14 protein-coding genes are annotated in these 16,594 nt (G+C 73.2%); 9 read left to right on the top strand and 5 right to left on the bottom strand.

The window, feature by feature from the left end; translation table 11 throughout:
* Positions 1-2 precede the first annotated feature (2 nt).
* Positions 3-1,271 carry a nitrate/nitrite transporter gene (locus tag ASF35_RS03180; RefSeq protein WP_055962664.1) on the bottom strand — a complete coding sequence of 423 codons (1,269 nt, stop codon included), beginning with the start codon at positions 1,269-1,271 and terminating at the stop codon, positions 3-5.
* Positions 1,272-1,386: 115 nt separating this feature from the next.
* On the opposite strand from ASF35_RS03180, the gene ASF35_RS03175 reads away from it, so the two are divergent.
* A complete protein-coding gene (locus tag ASF35_RS03175) occupies positions 1,387-2,010 on the top strand; it encodes a DUF1684 domain-containing protein (RefSeq protein ID WP_200931188.1) in 624 nt (207 codons plus the stop codon).
* Positions 2,011-2,156: 146 nt separating this feature from the next.
* Here ASF35_RS03175 and ASF35_RS03170 read toward each other — a convergent pair whose 3' ends face one another.
* Genes ASF35_RS03170 through pdhA form a run of 3 tightly spaced genes read right to left on the bottom strand, consistent with a single transcriptional unit; the run spans position 2,157 to position 5,732 of the window.
* Positions 2,157-3,539, bottom strand: coding sequence for a dihydrolipoamide acetyltransferase family protein (locus ASF35_RS03170; protein ID WP_055962658.1), 1,383 nt, complete (start codon positions 3,537-3,539; stop codon positions 2,157-2,159).
* 16 nt (positions 3,540-3,555) lie between these two features.
* Entirely contained in the window at positions 3,556-4,566 is a 1,011-nt protein-coding gene (locus ASF35_RS03165; RefSeq protein WP_055962655.1) for an alpha-ketoacid dehydrogenase subunit beta, read from the bottom strand.
* Positions 4,563-5,732 (bottom strand): pyruvate dehydrogenase (acetyl-transferring) E1 component subunit alpha, encoded by a 1,170-nt coding sequence (gene pdhA / locus ASF35_RS03160; protein WP_082480373.1) that lies wholly within the window; start codon positions 5,730-5,732, stop codon positions 4,563-4,565. The genes ASF35_RS03165 and pdhA overlap by 4 nt, the downstream gene beginning before the upstream one ends.
* A gap of 231 nt (positions 5,733-5,963) precedes the next feature.
* Here pdhA and ASF35_RS03155 point away from each other — a divergent pair, with 231 nt between their 5' ends.
* Entirely contained in the window at positions 5,964-7,676 is a 1,713-nt protein-coding gene (locus ASF35_RS03155; RefSeq protein ID WP_055962652.1) for an FAD-dependent oxidoreductase, read from the top strand.
* Positions 7,677-8,498: 822 nt separating this feature from the next.
* On the opposite strand, the gene hisC is transcribed toward ASF35_RS03155, so the two are convergent.
* Positions 8,499-9,569, bottom strand: coding sequence for a histidinol-phosphate transaminase (hisC, locus tag ASF35_RS03150; RefSeq protein ID WP_055962649.1), 1,071 nt, complete (start codon positions 9,567-9,569; stop codon positions 8,499-8,501).
* Between the two features lie 44 nt (positions 9,570-9,613).
* On the opposite strand from hisC, the gene ASF35_RS03145 reads away from it, so the two are divergent.
* From ASF35_RS03145 to ASF35_RS03115, 7 genes are all read left to right on the top strand, one after another.
* Complete coding sequence (locus tag ASF35_RS03145) at positions 9,614-10,579, top strand: DMT family transporter (protein ID WP_055962643.1); 966 nt, start codon at positions 9,614-9,616, stop codon at positions 10,577-10,579.
* A 167-nt stretch (positions 10,580-10,746) separates the two neighbouring features.
* Positions 10,747-11,130, top strand: coding sequence for a phage holin family protein (locus ASF35_RS03140; RefSeq protein WP_055962641.1), 384 nt, complete (start codon positions 10,747-10,749; stop codon positions 11,128-11,130).
* 4 nt (positions 11,131-11,134) lie between these two features.
* Positions 11,135-11,641 (top strand): low molecular weight protein-tyrosine-phosphatase, encoded by a 507-nt coding sequence (locus ASF35_RS03135; RefSeq protein WP_055962638.1) that lies wholly within the window; start codon positions 11,135-11,137, stop codon positions 11,639-11,641.
* A 10-nt stretch (positions 11,642-11,651) separates the two neighbouring features.
* Positions 11,652-12,530: a fructosamine kinase family protein gene (locus ASF35_RS03130; protein WP_055962635.1), complete on the top strand. Its 879-nt coding sequence runs from the start codon at positions 11,652-11,654 to the stop codon at positions 12,528-12,530.
* A gap of 74 nt (positions 12,531-12,604) precedes the next feature.
* Positions 12,605-13,297 carry a response regulator transcription factor gene (locus ASF35_RS03125; RefSeq protein WP_055962632.1) on the top strand — a complete coding sequence of 231 codons (693 nt, stop codon included), beginning with the start codon at positions 12,605-12,607 and terminating at the stop codon, positions 13,295-13,297.
* Entirely contained in the window at positions 13,297-14,820 is a 1,524-nt protein-coding gene (locus tag ASF35_RS03120) for a cell wall metabolism sensor histidine kinase WalK (protein ID WP_082482061.1), read from the top strand. The genes ASF35_RS03125 and ASF35_RS03120 overlap by 1 nt, the downstream gene beginning before the upstream one ends.
* 93 nt (positions 14,821-14,913) lie before the next feature.
* On the top strand, positions 14,914-16,497 hold the full coding sequence (locus ASF35_RS03115) for a S1C family serine protease (RefSeq protein ID WP_055962628.1): 1,584 nt from the start codon (positions 14,914-14,916) through the stop codon (positions 16,495-16,497).
* Positions 16,498-16,594 lie beyond the last annotated feature (97 nt).

The following is a 16,594-nucleotide window of genomic DNA, read 5'->3' as shown; positions in this document are numbered from 1 at the left end:
GGCTAGGCGAGGCCGTCGCGCCAGCGCTCGCGGGCGTCGGGGTCCTCGGCGATGAGCTCTGCGCGCGTGCGCCGACGGTAGCGCCAGATCTGCACGATGCCGACGGCCCACAGCACGTACTGCACCGACATCGCCCAGCGGAACGACTCCGCCGAGTAGGCCGTGCTGGTACCGGGCGTGCGCCAGTCGAGGACCAGGCCGATGGCCACGACCAGCAGCAACGAGGCGACGAAGCCACCCTGGTTGATGATGCCCGTCGCGGCGCCCAGCCGGTTGGGAGGATTGAACGATCGGCCGAGGTCGAAGCCGATCATCGACGCGGGTCCGCCCACGCCCACCACGACCACGAGCACCACGAGCAGCCAGGCCGGCGCGTCGCCCGGCCACACCAGCACGACCGTCCACACCGCGACGACCGCCCACACGATGCCGAGCACGATGCTCGAGCGCTGCCACGGGTCGCGGGTGATGGCCCAGGCCAGCGTCGGCCCGGCCACCATGACGGCGAGCACCAGGATCGTCAGCAGGGCGCCTGCCTCGGCGGGCGTGCGACCCTCGCCGCGCACGAAGAAGGGGTAGCCCCACAGCAGGCCCAGCGTGGTGGCGCTGAACTGGGTCGTGAAGTGCACCCAGAAGCCCAGTCGGGTCCCCGGGTGACGCCACGACGCCGCGAGGCTGGAGCGGACCGTCGTCCACGACAACGGGGCGCCGAGCACCCGCGGCGAGCCGGGCTCGTCGTGCACCACGAGCAGGAGGGCGGCGAGCAGGACGATGCCCAGCGACGCCGCCGACAGGTAGGTGGTGGTCCAGCCGAGCTCGCGCAGCGCCCACGTCATGGGAGCGGCGGCCACGAGGGCTCCCATCTGGCCGAGCACGCCCGTGAGCTGGGTGACGAGCGGGATCCTGCGCGACGGGAACCACGTGGTCACGAGCCGGAGCACGCACACGAAGGTCATCGCGTCGCCCAGCCCCACGAACACGCGGGCGACGAGCGCCACGGCGAACGTGTCGGCCAGGGCGAAGGTCACCTGCGCCGCGGTGAGCACGAGGACGCCGATGGTGAGGATCCGGCGGGGACCGAACCGGTCGAGCAGCAGACCCACCGGGATCTGCATGCCGGCGTAGACCACCAGCTGCAGCATGACGAACGTCGACAGCTGAGCGGCCGAGATGCCGAACCGCTCGCTCGCGGCGAGTCCCGCCACCGCGAGCGACGAGCGGTGGAAGACGGCGAGGAAGTAGAGCGAGAGCCCGACGAGCCAGACCGCCACCGGCCCTCTCCTGCTCGTCGCTCCGCTCACTCGCCCCAGTATGCGCCGGGTGTCGGGCCGTGCCCAGGTCGCCTCGGGGGTTGCGGATCCGCCGGGGGTCTCTAGCGTGGCCGGTGTGCTGACCTTGGTGGACTGGCGGGTGCGCGTGGCCGCGCTCTACGAGCAGGTGCGCGCCGATCCCGACCCCGAACGGGGTCATGCGACGTGGCGGAGCGGTCGCGACGACCTGTTCCGCAGCCACCCCCAGTCACCACTGCCGGCACGCGACCCGCTGCGCGAGACCGGGCTGCCCTACTGGCCCTACGACCCCGCCTGGCGGTTCGAGCTGCCGCTGCTGCCCGCGCCGACCGATGCCGTGGACCCCGACGAGCGGGTCGTCGACGGCGGGGGCGACGGCGACGTGACGATGCAGCGCACCGGGCAGCTGGCCCTGCCATCGGGCTCGACGCTCGACGTGTGGACGCTGCAGCAGTACGCCGGCGGCATCTTCGTGCCCCTGCGGGACGGCACGTCGGGCCGGGAGTCGGAGGCCGGCGGGTCGTACGGTGCGGGGCGCTACCTGCTCGACACCGCCAAGGGCTCCTGGCTGGGCGAGGGTGCCGACGGCAGCACGCTGGTCCTGGACCTGAACTTCGCCTACCACCCGTCGTGCCGCTACGACGACCGCTGGCGCTGCCCCCTCGCGTCGCCGGGCAACATGGTCACCGACGTCGTCGAGGCGGGCGAGCGCCTCTCCTGACTCCCCCCGATCGGTGAGTTCTCCACCGAAACGGTGCGCATCGCGCAGGGAGGTGTGGATTCCACCGTCTCAGCCCTGAGCCGGTGGAATCCGCACCGCTCGGCCACTCCGCCCGCCCATCGGTGGAGAAGTCACCGCTCGGTGGGTCAGAACGTGAGGGCGAGGGCGGGGTCGCGCAGGAGCGCGGCGACGTCGGCCAGGAACTGCGAGCCCTGCTGGCCGTCGACGACGCGGTGGTCGAAGCTGACGGCCAGGGTGGTCACCCAGCGGGCCTCGACGCGCTCCTGCGGTCCGGCGCCGACGATCCAGGGACGTCGATCGATCTGGCCCACGCACAGGATGCCGGTCTCGCCCGGGTTGAGGATGGGCGTGCCCGCGTCAACGCCGAACACGCCGACGTTGGTGATCGTGAACGTGCCACCGCTCATCTGCGCGGGCTGGGTGCGGCCGGCCCGGGCCGTGGCAGTGAGGTCGCCCAGCGCCTGCGCCAGCTCGACCAGGCTCATCCGGTCGGCGCCCGGGATGTTGGGCACCACGAGACCGCGGTCGGTGGCGGCCGCGACGCCGAGGTTGACCGAGCCCTTGAGCACGATCTCCTGCGCCTGCTCGTCCCAGCTGGCGTTCAGCTCGGGCGTGCGGGCGAGCGCCAGGCAGACGGCCTTGGCCACGACCAGCGTCGGCGAGACCTTGACCTCGCGGAAGCGCCGGTCGGCCTTGAGCCGCTCGACCAGCTCCATCGTGGCGGTGACGTCGAGCGTGACCCACTCGGTGACGTGCGGTGCGGTGAACGCCGAGCTGACCATGGCCTGGGCCGTGGCCTTGCGGACCCCCTTCACGGGGATGCGGGTGTCGCCCTCGGCCGACCTGACGGGTGCCGGCGCGGCGGGTGAGGTCGACGTCGGCACGGTGACCGGCTCCGACCTGCGTCCGGCGATGAACGCCTCCACGTCCGCGCGGGTGACCACGGGGCCGTCGCACGGGACCGTGGTGAGGTCCACGCCGTGGTCCTTGGCCAGCTTGCGCACGGGCGGCTTGGCCAGCGCACGCACGTCACCCGTCGCCGAGCCGGACCGGGCCGGACGCTCGACCCTCGCCACGCCGGCGTTCGGGGCGGCCAGGGGAGCGCTCACCTGCTCGTCGCCCTTGCGCCGACGTCGGCGCGTGGACGCGGTGCGCACCCCGTAGCCGACGAGCACGGGCTCGCGCTTGTCCCGCGCCGCCGGCTCCTCGGCGTCGTCCTCGACCGGGCGCTCGTCGGTGAGGTCGCGGGCGTCGTCGGGCACGACGGCTCCCGTCGGACCCCCGATCGCGATGATCGGCGTGCCCACGGGCACGGTCGTCCCCTCGCGCACCAGCAGGGCCGTCACCTCGCCCGCGAACGGGCTGGGCAGCTCCACGACCGACTTGGCGGTCTCGATGTCGACGATCACCTGGTTCACCTCGACGACGTCGCCCACGGCGACGTGCCAGGTGAGCACCTCGGCCTCGGTCAGTCCCTCGCCCACGTCGGGCAGCCTGAACTCACTCATCAGATGTCTCCCGCTCTCAGAACGCCATCGCGCGGTCGACGGCGTCGAGCACACGGTCGAGGTCGGGCAGGAACTCCTCCTCCACCCGACTGGGTGGGTAGGGCATGTCGTAGCCGGTGACGCGCAGCACGGGTGCCTCGAGGGAGTAGAAGCACTCCTCCTGCACGCGGGCGGCGATCTCGGCACCGAGGCCGAGCGTGCGTGACGCCTCGTGCACCACGACGGCGCGGCCCGTGCGTCGGACCGACTCGTGCACCGGGCCCAGGTCGAGGGGGCTGAGGGTGCGCAGGTCGATGACCTCCAGGTCCACCCCGTCCTCGGCGGCGGCCTCGGCCGACTCCAGGCACGTGCGCACCATGGGCCCGTAGGCCAGCAGCGTGGCGTGGCGGCCGTCGCGCACCACCTGCGAGGCGTGCAGCGGCGTGCTCTCCTGGCCGACCGGCCCGGCGTCCCAGTAGCGACGCTTGGGCTCCATGAAGACGACGGGATCGTCGCTGGCGATCGCCTGCTGGATCATCCAGTAGGCGTCGTGGGCGTTCGACGGGCTCACCACGCGCAGCCCGGCGGTCAGGCAGAACTGCGCCTCGGGACTCTCGGAGTGGTGCTCGACCGCGCCGATGCCGCCGCCGAACGGGATGCGGATGACGGCCGGCATCGTCACGACGCCCTGGCTGCGGGCGTGCAGCTTGGCGACCTGGCTGACGATCTGGTCGTAGGCGGGGTACACGAAGCCGTCGAACTGGATCTCCACGACCGGGCGGTAGCCGCGCAGCATCATGCCCACCGCGGCGCCGACGATCCCGGACTCCCCGAGCGGGGTGTCGATCACGCGGTCCTCGCCGAAGTCCTTCTGCAGGCCCTCGGTCACGCGGAAGACGCCGCCGAGCGGGCCGACGTCCTCACCCATGACGACGACCTTGGGGTCGGACTCCATGGCGGCCCGCAGGCCGGCGTTGATCGCCTTGCCGAGGCTCAGCCGCTGGCCGACGGCCGACGTCCTCTGGCTCGTGCTCGTGCTGGTGCTCATGCCGCACCACCCTCGGTCTCGAACGACGCCCGGTACGCGAGGTACTCGGCCTTCTGCTCGGCCAGCTCGGGGTGCGCGTCGGCGTAGACGCCGTCGAACAGCGCGCCGAGGTCGGGCTCGGGCAGGGAGCGGCAGGCCTCGCGCAGGTGCGCACCGAGGTCCTCGGCCTCCGTCTGCAGGTCGGTGAAGAACGACTCGGGGGTGTCGACCTCGCGCAGGTACGTCTCCACGCGGGCCAGCGGGTCGCGGTGCTTCCACGCCTCCACCTCGGCGGTGTCGCGGTAGCGGGTGGGGTCGTCCGACGTCGTGTGCGCGCCCATCCGGTAGGTGACCGCCTCGACGAGCGTCGGTCCCTCGCCGTCGCGTGCTCGCTGGAGCGCCGCCTGGGTGACGGCGTGGACGGCCAGCACGTCATTGCCGTCGACCCGCACGCCACCGAAGCCGTAGCCGGCGGCGCGCTGCACCAGCGGCACGCGGCTCTGGCGGGCCATCGGCACCGAGATCGCCCAGTGGTTGTTCTGGCAGAAGAAGACGACCGGTGCGTTGAACGACGACGCCCAGACGAACGCCTCGTGCACGTCGCCCTGGCTGCTCGCGCCGTCGCCGAAGTAGGCGAGGGCAGCGGCGTCGCGGGTCTGGTCGCCCGTGCCGACGACGCCGTCGCGCTGCAGGCCCATCGCGTAGCCCGTGGCGTGCATGGTCTGCGCGCCGATGATGATGCTGTAGAGCGCCATGCCGGTCTCGGCGGGGTCCCAGCCGCCGAGCTCGACACCGCGGAACAGGCCGAGCAGCTTGGCCGGGTCGATGCCGCGGCACCACGCCACGCCGTGCTCGCGGTAGGTGGGGAACGCGAAGTCCTGCGCCGCGAGCGCGCGGCCGGAGCCGACCTGCGCGGCCTCCTGCCCGAGGCACTGCGCCCACAGGCCGAGCTCGCCGTGACGCTGCAGGGCGTGCGCCTCGTGGTCGATGCGGCGGACGAGGAGGAGGTCGCGGTACATCGCGCGGATGCTCTCGTCGTCGCCCTCGAAGGCGTAGCGCTCGTGCTCGACCCGACGACCCTCGGGTGTGAGCAGCTGGACGAGCTCGGTGTCGACGGTCGAGGGCGTGGTCACTCGCCGCGACCCGGCGTCCGTGGACGTGGTCGGGGTGTGCAGGGGTACGGTCATGCGCTGTTCCTCTCGCTGCCGGCGCGGGGTCTCCACGTCGGTGGGGCGGTACGGGACCGCTGACCCGCAGTGGTGGCGCGGGCGTGGCGGTCGGTCGTGGCGTGACCGCAGTCACATCACGACGCCACGGTAACGCGTCGGGACCACGTCGGCCAAGCCCCGCGGCCCCCGTGGGGTGCACGTTCACCGGATCGTCACCGGAGGCGACCGGGGCCTTCCTAGACTTCGAGGGTGGACCACCCCGTGATCCTCCTCGCGAGCAACGACCACGCGTCGCTGCTCGACGACGAGTTCCGCCGCTACCACCGCGACTACGACGTGCGGGTCGCTCGCACGTGCGCCGACGCCACCGCCCTGCTCGAGCGGCTGTGCGCCGACGGCCGCCAGGTCGCGCTCGTGGTGCAGGACGCCGCCCTCCCTGACGCCGACGTGTGGACGTCGTTCGCCACCTGGCGTCGGGTGGTGCCCACCGCGCGTCGGCTCGTGACCGTTCCCTGGGACCGCTTCCTCGACGAGGGCGACCGACTCCGCCCCGGCCTCGCGCACGGCAAGTTCGACGGCTACCTGCTCATGCCACGGGGCCTGCGCGACGAGGAGTTCCACGGCGCCGTCGGGGAGCTGCTGTCGGACTGGGGGTCCACCGTGGCCGCACCGGAGGTCGAGACGATGCGGATCGTCTCGGGCCCGTCCAACCCGCTCACGGCCGCCGTGCGCGACTTCGCCCAACGCATGGGCATCCCCACGGGAGTGCACCACCCCGACAGCGACGTCGGCCGCGCGGTGCTGGCCGAGCTCGTCGAGAACGGCGGCGAGCCCGGGGAGCCGGTGGTCGCCAGCGTGTACCGACCGCCCTTCGTGCCGACGTCGGTGCGCGAGGTGGCCCAGGTCATGTACGGCGGACCCGGCGAGACGGTGGTCGACGACGTCGTCGACGTCGCGGTGGTCGGCGCCGGACCGGCAGGACTGGCCGCCGCCGTGTACGCGGCGAGCGAGGGGCTCAGCACCGTCGTGCTCGAGAGCGAGGCCATCGGCGGGCAGGCCGGCACCAGCTCGATGATCCGCAACTACCTCGGCTTCCCGCGCGGCGTCTCCGGCATGCGACTGGCGCAGCGCGCGCGGTCGCAGGCGATCCGGTTCGGGGCACGGTTCCTCACAGGGTGGGAGGTCGACGCGCTCCGGCCGTGCGTCCCGTCGGCCCCGCACGCCGAGCGTGAGCACGTCATCACCACGGTGGGCGGCGGGCAGGTGCGCGCGCGGTCGGTCGTGATCGCGACGGGCGTGGCCTACCGCCACCTCGACGTCGAGTCCGTGGAGGAGCTCGTGGGTCGCGGCGTGCACTACGGGTCGGCGATGACCGCGGCGCAGGAGGTCGAGGGCCAGCCGGTGGTCGTGGTCGGTGGCGGCAACTCCGCCGGGCAGGCGGCCATCCACCTGGCCCGCTTCGCGTCGTCGGTGACGATCGTCGTGCGCCGCGACCTCGGCGAGACGATGTCGCAGTACCTCGTCGACGAGCTCCGCTGGAACGAGCGCGTCTCGGTCCGGGTCGGCGTGGAGGTCGTCGACGGCGGCGGCGCGGGGCAGCTGGAGTGGCTCGACCTGCGCACCAACGCCACGGGTGAGGTCGAGCGGGTCGTCGCGGCCGGGCTGTTCCTGCTGCTCGGCGCGCGCCCGACGTGCAGCTGGCTGCCCGCCGAGGTCACGCGCGACCCCAACGGCTTCGTGCTCACCGGTCGCGACGTGCCGAAGGAGGCCTGGCTCGGCCCCGGCGGCGTGCCCGGCCCCTGGTCGGCCGAGGCGATCGTCCCGCCCGAGACCCTCGCCACCACCGCCCCCGGCGTCTTCGCCGTCGGCGACATCCGCGCCGGGTCGATGAAGCGCGTCGCGGCGGCCAGCGGCGAGGGCTCGTCGGTCGTCCCGCTCATCCACCGCTGGCTGGCGCCGTAGGTCCGGTCGTCGTCCTGCGGCTGGGTCTGGTCCTTCGGCTGCGTCTGGTCCTGCGGCTGCGCTGCCTCGGCTGGGTCTGGTCCTGCGGCTGCGCTGCTCCGGCTGGGTCTCGGCTCGGTCTCCGAAAGGGGCCTCGACCGGCGGATGGGCTCCCGCTCGGCCGAGCCCCGGTGCCGCGGCCGGTCCTGGGTCGTCAGAGGTAGGTCTCGCACCTCATCGGGCCGTCAGAGGTAGGTCTCGCACCTCATCGGGCCGTCAGAGGTAGATCTCGCACCTCAAACCGCCCGGATGCGGTGCGTCACCTACCTCCCACTGCCCAGGCCGAGTGAGAGGTAGGTGGCTCGCCGAACCGGCTCGTCAGAGGTAGGTGGCCCGCGGAATCGGAGCGTCAGAGGTAGGTGAGCCGCGGTATGGAGGTCCGTATCCGCGTGCCACCTACCTCCGCCCTGCGGATAACGCGCGCTACCTACCTCTGACGGCCCCGACCGACACACGACGAGGCAACGAGACGGTCAGGACGACCCGAACGCATCATGCGACCCACGGCCCGACAACCCGGACCGAGCACCCACCCCGCTGCCGGTCGAGGCCCCTTCGGAGCGCAGGACCACTCGCCCCGCAGCAGCGCAGCGGTGCGACCGGCCCCGACCGATTCCCGAGAACCTCCGCCGAGCGCGCACCCCACCGCCGGTCGAGGCCGCTCTTTAGACCCAGGACGACGCCGAGCCGACGCAGCGCAGCCGCAGGACGAGACCCAGCCGACGCAGCGCAGCCGCAGGACCAGACCCAGCCAGAGCAGCGCAGCAGCAGGACGGGACCCGGCTACCGCCCCGTCAGGTGCCGCGCCGCGGCGTCGAGCAGGCGCTCGTTGGCCGCGTCGGTGCCGACGCTGATCCGCACGCCGCCGCCGTCGGGCACCGGGCCGGGGAAGGGACGGACCGAGACGGGCCACAGTGCCTCGGCGAGGGCGGGGCCGTCGTCGGTGGGCAGCCACACGAAGTTCGCCTCGCTGTCGGGGACGGTCCAGCCCTGGCCGCGCAGGCCCTCGAGCAGCGTCGCACGCCCGGCGACGACCGACTCGACGCGCTCGGCCAGCTCGTCGCGCGCCTCGAGCGACGCGACCGCGGCCGCCTGGGCGACGTCCGTGACGCTGAACGGGGGCGTCGCCTTGCGCGTCGCCGAGGCCACGTCGGCATGGCCCACGAGGTAGCCGACACGCAGGCCGGCGAGCCCGTACGCCTTCGAGAAGGTGCGCAGGACCACCACGTTGTCGAACCGCGCCTGCAGCTCCAGACCACGTGCGGCGGCCGGGTCGCGCACGAACTCCACGTACGCCTCGTCCACGACCACCAGCACCGACGGGGGCAGGGACTCGACGAAGCGCTCCAGCTCGTCATGGCCGACGACCGGGCCGGTCGGGTTGTTCGGCGTGCAGACGACGACGACCTTCGTCCGGTCGGTGACCGCCGCGGCCATGGCGTCGAGGTCGTGCGTGGCGTCCGCGCGCAGCGGCACGCGCACGTGCGTGGCCCCCGTGACCGTGACGGCGATCGGGTACGCCTCGAACGAGCGCCACGCCGTCACCACCTCGTCACCCGGACCGCAGTAGGCGTCGAGGAGCGAGAACAGCACGGCCACCGAGCCGGTGCCCGCGGCGAACGCCTCGGTCGGTCGGTCCAGGTGGGCGGCCAGCGCGTCGTGCAGAAGCGTGACGCCGGCGTCGGGGTAGCGGTTGACGCGAGCCAGCTCGGCCGCGGCGCGCTCGACGACGCCCGGCAGCGGCGGGAAGGGGTTCTCGTTGCTCGAGAGCTTCAGCTCGTCGAGCTCGGCGGCGCGGCCGGCCTTGTAGCCGGGGATGGCGTCGACGACGGAGCGCGGCAGCGGGACGGTCATGGGCCGAGGGTAGCCGCGCGCCGCTGGACCGCGATGATGCTGTCGTGACCAGCGCCCACCTCCCGCAGCCCGTGCGGTCGCCCGTCGTCGGCTACGCGCTGGTCCTCACCGCGGCCGTCCTGTTCGGGCTCAACGCCGGCGCCTCCCGCATCCCCCTGCGCTCGGGCACCGACGAGGCCACGTTCACGACGGTGCGCATCACCGGGGCGCTGCTCGTGCTCGTCGTCGTCGCCCTCGTCGTCGACCGGTCCGCCCTCCGCCTGCCCGCCGTGCGCCGCCTGCCGCTGCTGATCGGCCTCGGTGTCGTCGGCATCGCCGGGCTGCAGGGGTTCTACAACGTCGCGATCAACCGGCTGCCGCTCGGCATCGCCCTGCTGCTGGAGTACACCGGCCCGGTGCTCGTGGTGCTGTGGGTGCGCTTCGCCCGACGCGAACCCGTGCACGCCCGGATGTGGCCGGCTCTGGCGCTCACCCTGGTCGGGCTGGCGGTCGTGAGCCAGGTCTGGTCGGGCCTGGTGTTCGACGGGCTGGGCGTGGTCATGGCGCTGCTGGCGGCGGGCTGCTTCGCCGCCTACTTCCTGCTCGGGGAGGACGGTGGTGTCTCGGCCGAGCCGCTGCACCACATCCTGTGGGCGTTCGCGATGGCCGCGGTCCTCATGAACGTCGTCGCACCCGTCTGGGAGGCCGACGCACTGGGCGCGGACGCGTCGATGCTCGGCCGACTCTCCGACCTCACGGTCCCGGCGTGGCTGGCGATGGGCTGGGTCGTGGTGCTCGGCACCGTCACGCCGTTCTTCCTGCTGCTGCTCGCGCTGCGCGCCCTGCCGGCCACCGTCGTGAGCGTGGTGGCCATGCTCGAGCCCGTCGTCGCGAGCGTCGTCGGCTGGGGCTGGTACGCCGAGTCGCTCACCGCCGTGCAGCTGGGCGGCGTCGTGCTGGTGCTGGTCGGGATCGTGCTGGCGCAGACTGCCCGGCGCGACCACCCGGACGAGCTGCCACCCCTGACCTAGCCGCACGGTTCTCCCCGCTCCCGCACGGGAAGCAACCCCTGCAGACGGGGGTTTCCCGTGCGCGGCGGAAGATTCCCAGGTCGACCTGGGAATCTGCGGGACGGGAGGGGCGGAACACGTTCCGCGGCGAATCGCGCCGGGAGCGGGGCGACTGCGATGATCGACGCATGCTCTCTCGACTTCTCACCTCCTGGGTGCTCGGCGCGGCGGCGCTGGCCACGGCCGCGTGGCTGCTCGGCACGCACATGAGCATCGGCACGGCGAGCGACACGACGTCGGACCGGCTCGTCACCCTCGCGGTCGTCGCGGCCATCTTCGCCGTGGTGAACACGTTCATCGCGCCGATCATCAAGGTGCTGTCGCTGCCGTTCATCATCCTCACGCTGGGGCTGGCGCTGGTCGTCATCAACGCCGGCCTGCTGCTGCTGACGTCGCGCATCGCCGACTCCCTCGACGCCCCGTTCTTCATCGACGGCTTCTGGTGGGCGGTGCTGGCGTCGATCGTGATCTCGATCGTCAACGCCGTCCTCGGCGCCTTCGCGGGTGACTGAGCGCATGAGCGAGCGACCCCTGCGCGTCGAGGTCACCTGCCTGGGCAACATCTGCCGCTCCCCCATGGCGCACGTGGTGCTCGAGCAGCGGCTCGCCGACGCCGGCCTGGCCGACGACGTCGTGGTCACGTCGTCCGGCACCGGCGGGTGGCACGAGGGCGAGCCGATGGACGAGCGCGCCGCCACCGCACTGAGCGCAGCCGGGTACGACCCGACCCGTCACCGCGCCCGCACGTTCACCACCGACACGTACGCCGAGGCCGACCTCATGCTCGCGATGGACGCCCGCAACCACGCCGACATGACCGAGCTCGCCCCCACCGTGGCCGACGCCGAGCGCGTGCGGATGTTCCGCTCGTTCGACCCGGAGGCCGCGCCGGGCGACGACGAGGTCGAGGACCCCTGGTACGGCGGGGCCGAGGGCTTCCAGCAGGTGCTCGCCATGGTCGAGCGGACCAGCGACGCCGTCGTGGCCGCCGTACCGCGGCTCCGTGCCGACCTCACCGGGTAACCTCGCCGCCATGGCACGGATGACGGGGACGGCAGCGCGCGCGGAGGCGCTCATCGGGCACGGGGTGGTCGCCACGACCCCCGTGGCGGGTGGCGACATCTGCACGACCACCCGGCTCCGGCTGAGCGACGGCCGCACCGCGGTCATCAAGACCCGCCCGCAGGCCCCCGCCGGGTTCTTCGCCCGGGAGGCCGCCGGGCTGCGCTGGCTGGCCGAGGTGTCCGACGGGGTGAAGGTGCCCGAGCTCCTGGGTGCCGACGACGAGTGCGTGGTGCTGGCCTGGGTCGAGCCCGGCAAGCCGACCGTCGAGGCGGCCGAGCGGTTCGGCCGCGCCCTGGCCCGCACCCACGCCGCCGGGGCGCCCACGTTCGGTGCCGACGTCGACGGCTTCATCGGGCTCGCCCCGCTGCCCAACCGTCCGCTCGAGACGTGGCCGGAGTTCTACGCGTCGCGCCGGGTCATGCCCTACGTACGTGCCGCGGTGCAGCGCAAGGCGCTCACGAAGGAGCAGGCCGGCACCATCGAGCGCACGATGGGCCGCATCCGTGAGATCGCCGGGCCGGCCGAGCCCCCCGCCCGCATCCACGGCGACCTGTGGTCGGGCAACGTCGTGTGGGGCACCGACGGACAGGCCTGGGTCATCGACCCGGCCGCGCACGGCGGGCACCGCGAGACCGACCTGGCCATGCTGTCGCTGTTCGGGCTGCCTCACCTTCAGCGGGTGCTCGAGTCCTACGAGGAGCAGGCCCCGCTCGCCGACGGGTGGCAGGCCCGCGTCCCGCTGCACCAGCTGCACCCGCTGCTCGTGCACGCCGTGCTGTTCGGCGGCACCTACGGCGCCCGCGCCACCGCCGCCGCGCAGGCCGCGCTCCACCCGCCCACCGACTGACCGCACCCGCGGTCCGCCGCAGGACTCGACGGCGAACTCAGCCGATTCTCACCAGGGTTGGGCACACTGGACCCATGCGCATCCTGGTGGTCGACGACGACCGCGCCGTCCGTGACTCGCTGCGACGCTCGCTGGAGTTCAACGGCTACACCGTCGAGCTCGCCTCCGACGGCGCCGAGGCGCTCGCCGTGGTCCCCCGCACCGACCCCGACATCATCGTCATGGACGTCATGATGCCGCGGCTCGACGGGCTCGAGGCCACCCGTGCGCTGCGCAGCGCGGGCAACGACGTGCCGATCCTCGTGCTCACCGCGCGCGACGCCGTGAGCGACCGCGTCGACGGCCTCGACGCGGGCGCCGACGACTACCTGACCAAGCCGTTCGCCCTCGACGAGCTGCTGGCCCGCGTGCGCGCCCTGCTGCGTCGCTCGGCCCGCCAGGCCGAGCTCGAGGCCGACGAGCAGCCGCTGGAGTTCGCCGACCTGACCCTCGACCCGGTCACCCGCGACGTGACCCGCGGCGAGCGCGCCATCTCCCTGACCCGCACCGAGTTCGCCCTGCTCGAGCTGTTCATGCAGCGCCCGAAGCGCGTGCTGGAGCGGTCGTACATCCTCGAGGAGGTGTGGGGCTTCGACTTCCCCACCACCGCCAACTCGCTCGAGGTCTACGTCGGCTACGTGCGCCGCAAGCTCGAGGCCGAGGGCGAGGCGCGGCTCCTGCACACCGTGCGCGGCGTGGGCTACGTGCTGCGCGAGACGCCGCCCTGATGACGGCCTCGTCCCCCGACGCCTCCCGTCCCGCCACGACGAGCGTCCGTCCCTCGGGGGCCGGCGCGGCGAGCGGTGACACCTCGCCCGCCGAGGAGACCTCGCGGACGACCGGCGTGGTCGACGCGGCCAGGCGGCGGATCCACCCGTACACCGCGCGGGCCTCGCTGGCCCTGCGCGTCGCTCTTCTCACCACGGGCGCGGTCGCCGCGGTGCTGGCCGTCGCGAGCGCCACGGTCTACATCACGGTGCGGGCCGAGCTGGAGGGCTCGCTCGACGCCTCGCTGGTGAAGCGGGCCGACGCGGCCGTGTCGGCCGGCTACTCCCCGTCGTCGATGTCGGCGGCCGACGTCGACCTGCTCTCGGTGTTCGGGATCCGGTTCATCTCCGTCGAGGGCGGCAAGATCTTCACGGCGCAGACCCGCTCGAACGTGCCCTACGACCAGCGCGAGATCGCCGTGTCGCTGGGCGAGGAGACGACGTCGCAGCGCACGGCCCGCATCGGTGGCGTGCCGTACCGCATCGTGGCCGTCCAGGCCGGACCCGGGCAGGCCCTGGTGCTGGCGCAGTCGATGGAGTCCACCCAGCGCTCGCTCGATCGGCTGCAGCTGATCCTGCTGCTCACGAGCGCCGTCGGCATCCTCGTGGCCGGCGTGGCGGGCTGGGTGGTGGCCACCAACGGGCTGCGGCCGGTCCGCCGGCTCACCGCCGCCACCGAGCGCGTGGCCCGCACCGCGGAGCTGAAGCCGATCGAGGTCACCGGGTCCGAGCACGACGAGCTGGCCCGGCTCACGTCGTCGTTCAACCAGATGCTCATGGCGCTCGACGCCTCGCAGCAGCGCCAGCGCCAGCTCGTCGCCGACGCGGGCCACGAGCTGCGCACCCCGCTGACCAGCCTGCGCACCAACATCGAGCTGCTGGGCCAGGCCACCGAGCGGCAGGACCGCACCCTGAGCCTGGAGCAGCGTCGCGAGATCATGGACGACGTGCGGGCCCAGCTGGGCGAGCTGACCACCTTGGTCGGCGACCTGGTCGAGCTGGCGCGCGACGAGCCCCTGCACCGCGCCCCCGAGCCGCTCGACCTGGTCGACGTGGTGGAGCAGGCGCTGGAGCGGGTGCGACCCCGCTCGACCGGCCTGACCTTCGACGTCCGCCTGGAGCAGTGGGACGTGATCGGCGAGGCCCACGTGCTCGAGCGCGCCGTGACCAACCTCCTCGACAACGCGGTCAAGTGGAGCCCGGACGGCGGCAGGGTCACCGTGGCCCTGCACGAGGGCGTGCTGACCGTCCGCGACGAGGGTCCGGGCATCGCCGCGGAGGACCTGCCGCACGTGTTCGACCGGTTCTTCCGCTCCACCGAGGCGCGCACCATGCCGGGGTCGGGGCTGGGTCTGTCGATCGTGCAGCAGGCGGCGGTGCGCCACGGCGGTGCCGTGCACGCTGAGTCGCCCGAGAGTGGCGGCACGGTCGTCACGTTCTCGCTGCCGTCGGCGGCCGAGCGCGGCGACGACACGCCGCTCTGACCTGCGGCGTCGGGCCACAGGAACCGCGATCTTCTTCCGCCGCTCACACGCGCCGCTCAGCGCGCTCTCAGTGATCGGGGAGAATGTTGTTCCATGACCGACCAGAACGATCCCTTCGCCGATCGCCCCTACTCCCCCCCGACGCAGCGCGGGGCCGGCGATGCGCCCTCCTCGGGCGCGGAGGGCACCCCTGGCGCTGCCCCCGAGCAGCACCTTCCCCAGCAGCCCGCTGACGCTCAGATCACGCCCGAGCAGGCGACCGGTGAGCCGCAGGCCGGTGGCCACCCGGCCGACCACGAGCCGACGGTGCAGACCCCCGTCGAGCACGGCTCGACCCCGGACCGCACCACTGAGCAGCCCACCACCGGGCAGCCCACGACCGAGCAGCCGGTGGCCTCGACCCCCGACCGCACCGGCACCCCGGTCCCCCCGGAGTATGCGCACCGCTACGAGGCACCCGCCGCGCCCGCGGCCGGCCACCCCGGAGCCGAGCCCACCGTCGTGCTCCCGGCCGGCGCCGGTGGCGGCCAGCAGCCGCCCTTCGCCGAGCACACCGCGCCGGCGGACAAGCCCCGACGTCGACCCCGCCGGGCCGTGGCCGGCGTCGCCGCCATCGCGCTGCTGGCCGCAGCCGCCGGAGCCGGCGGCGCCGCCCTCTACGACCAGCTCGGTGCCGGCGACTCCGGCACGAGCCCGGTGGTCAGCTCGCTCGACTCGACCAGCGGGAGCGACCAGGCCACGAGTGGCCAGGTCGAGAAGGTCGCGAAGGCCGTGCTGCCGTCCGTGGTCCAGATCAACGTCTCCGGTGGGTCGGAGGCCGGGTCCGGCACGGGCATCGTCATCAGCAGCGACGGCAACATCCTGACCAACAACCACGTCGTGGAGGCGGCCGCCGAGCAGGGCACCATCACGGTGGCCTTCAGCGACGGCACCACGTCCAAGGGCACGATCGTGGGCCGCGACCCGAAGACCGACCTCGCCGTGGTGAAGGTCGAGCGCGACGGCCTCACCCCGGCCACGTTCGGCAAGTCGTCCGACCTCGCGGTCGGCGAGGAGGTCGTGGCGATCGGTTCGCCCTTCGGGCTCGAGAGCACCGTCACGAGCGGCATCGTGAGCGCGCTCAACCGTCCCGTCTCCTCCTCAGACGGCTCGGGCCAGAACACCACCGTGTTCCCCGCCGTGCAGACCGACGCCGCGATCAACCCGGGCAACTCCGGCGGACCGCTCGTCGACCTCGAGGGTCGCGTGGTGGGCATCAACTCCGCCATCCGCTCGGGTGGCACGACCGCCGCGAGCGCCGGTTCCATCGGCCTGGGCTTCGCCATCCCGATCGATCTCGCCAAGAGCGTGGCCGACCAGCTGGTCAAGGGTGAGAAGGTCGAGCACGCCCTCATCGGCGTCACCGTCCGTCCTGCCGTCGACAGCGACGACATCACCGGCATCGGTGCCGAGATCACCGAGGTCAACCCCGACAGCGCCGGCGCCGAGGCCGGTCTGGAGCAGGGCGACATCGTGACCGCCATCAACGGCCAGCCCGTCGGCAGCTCCGACGCGCTCGTGGCCGGCATCCGCGGCTACCGCCCCGGCGAGAAGGTCACGCTGACCTACCTGCGCGACGGCAAGAAGGCCGAGGCGGAGGTGACCCTCGCCTCCGACGGTGGCGAGACGAGCGACTGACGCTCCCCCGATCGGCGGCGCGCCCCTCCCCCCGAGCACTGCGCCGCCCTGCTCCTCCCCGGAACGCGGCACCTGCGTCCGGGGAGGAGCCATGTCT

The organism is Aeromicrobium sp. Leaf291 (genome assembly GCF_001423365.1).
In the GTDB taxonomy this organism is placed as follows: domain Bacteria; phylum Actinomycetota; class Actinomycetes; order Propionibacteriales; family Nocardioidaceae; genus Aeromicrobium.
The sequence above is the reverse complement of the archived record's forward strand: the minus strand, read 5'-3'. Positions and strand labels throughout refer to the sequence as shown.

Excerpts from the sequence above, each read along its gene's own strand:
- pdhA (WP_082480373.1), bottom strand. The coding sequence starts at position 5,732 with ATGACCGTACCCCTGCACACCCCGACCACGTCCACGGACGCCGGGTCG.
- ASF35_RS03120 (WP_082482061.1), top strand. The coding sequence starts at position 13,297 with ATGACGGCCTCGTCCCCCGACGCCTCCCGTCCCGCCACGACGAGCGTC.
- ASF35_RS03140 (WP_055962641.1), top strand. The coding sequence starts at position 10,747 with ATGCTCTCTCGACTTCTCACCTCCTGGGTGCTCGGCGCGGCGGCGCTG.
- ASF35_RS03130 (WP_055962635.1), top strand. The coding sequence starts at position 11,652 with ATGGCACGGATGACGGGGACGGCAGCGCGCGCGGAGGCGCTCATCGGG.
- ASF35_RS03115 (WP_055962628.1), top strand. The coding sequence starts at position 14,914 with ATGACCGACCAGAACGATCCCTTCGCCGATCGCCCCTACTCCCCCCCG.
- hisC (WP_055962649.1), bottom strand. The coding sequence starts at position 9,569 with ATGACCGTCCCGCTGCCGCGCTCCGTCGTCGACGCCATCCCCGGCTAC.
- ASF35_RS03125 (WP_055962632.1), top strand. The coding sequence starts at position 12,605 with ATGCGCATCCTGGTGGTCGACGACGACCGCGCCGTCCGTGACTCGCTG.
- ASF35_RS03165 (WP_055962655.1), bottom strand. The coding sequence starts at position 4,566 with ATGAGCACCAGCACGAGCACGAGCCAGAGGACGTCGGCCGTCGGCCAG.
- ASF35_RS03135 (WP_055962638.1), top strand. The coding sequence starts at position 11,135 with ATGAGCGAGCGACCCCTGCGCGTCGAGGTCACCTGCCTGGGCAACATC.
- ASF35_RS03170 (WP_055962658.1), bottom strand. The coding sequence starts at position 3,539 with ATGAGTGAGTTCAGGCTGCCCGACGTGGGCGAGGGACTGACCGAGGCC.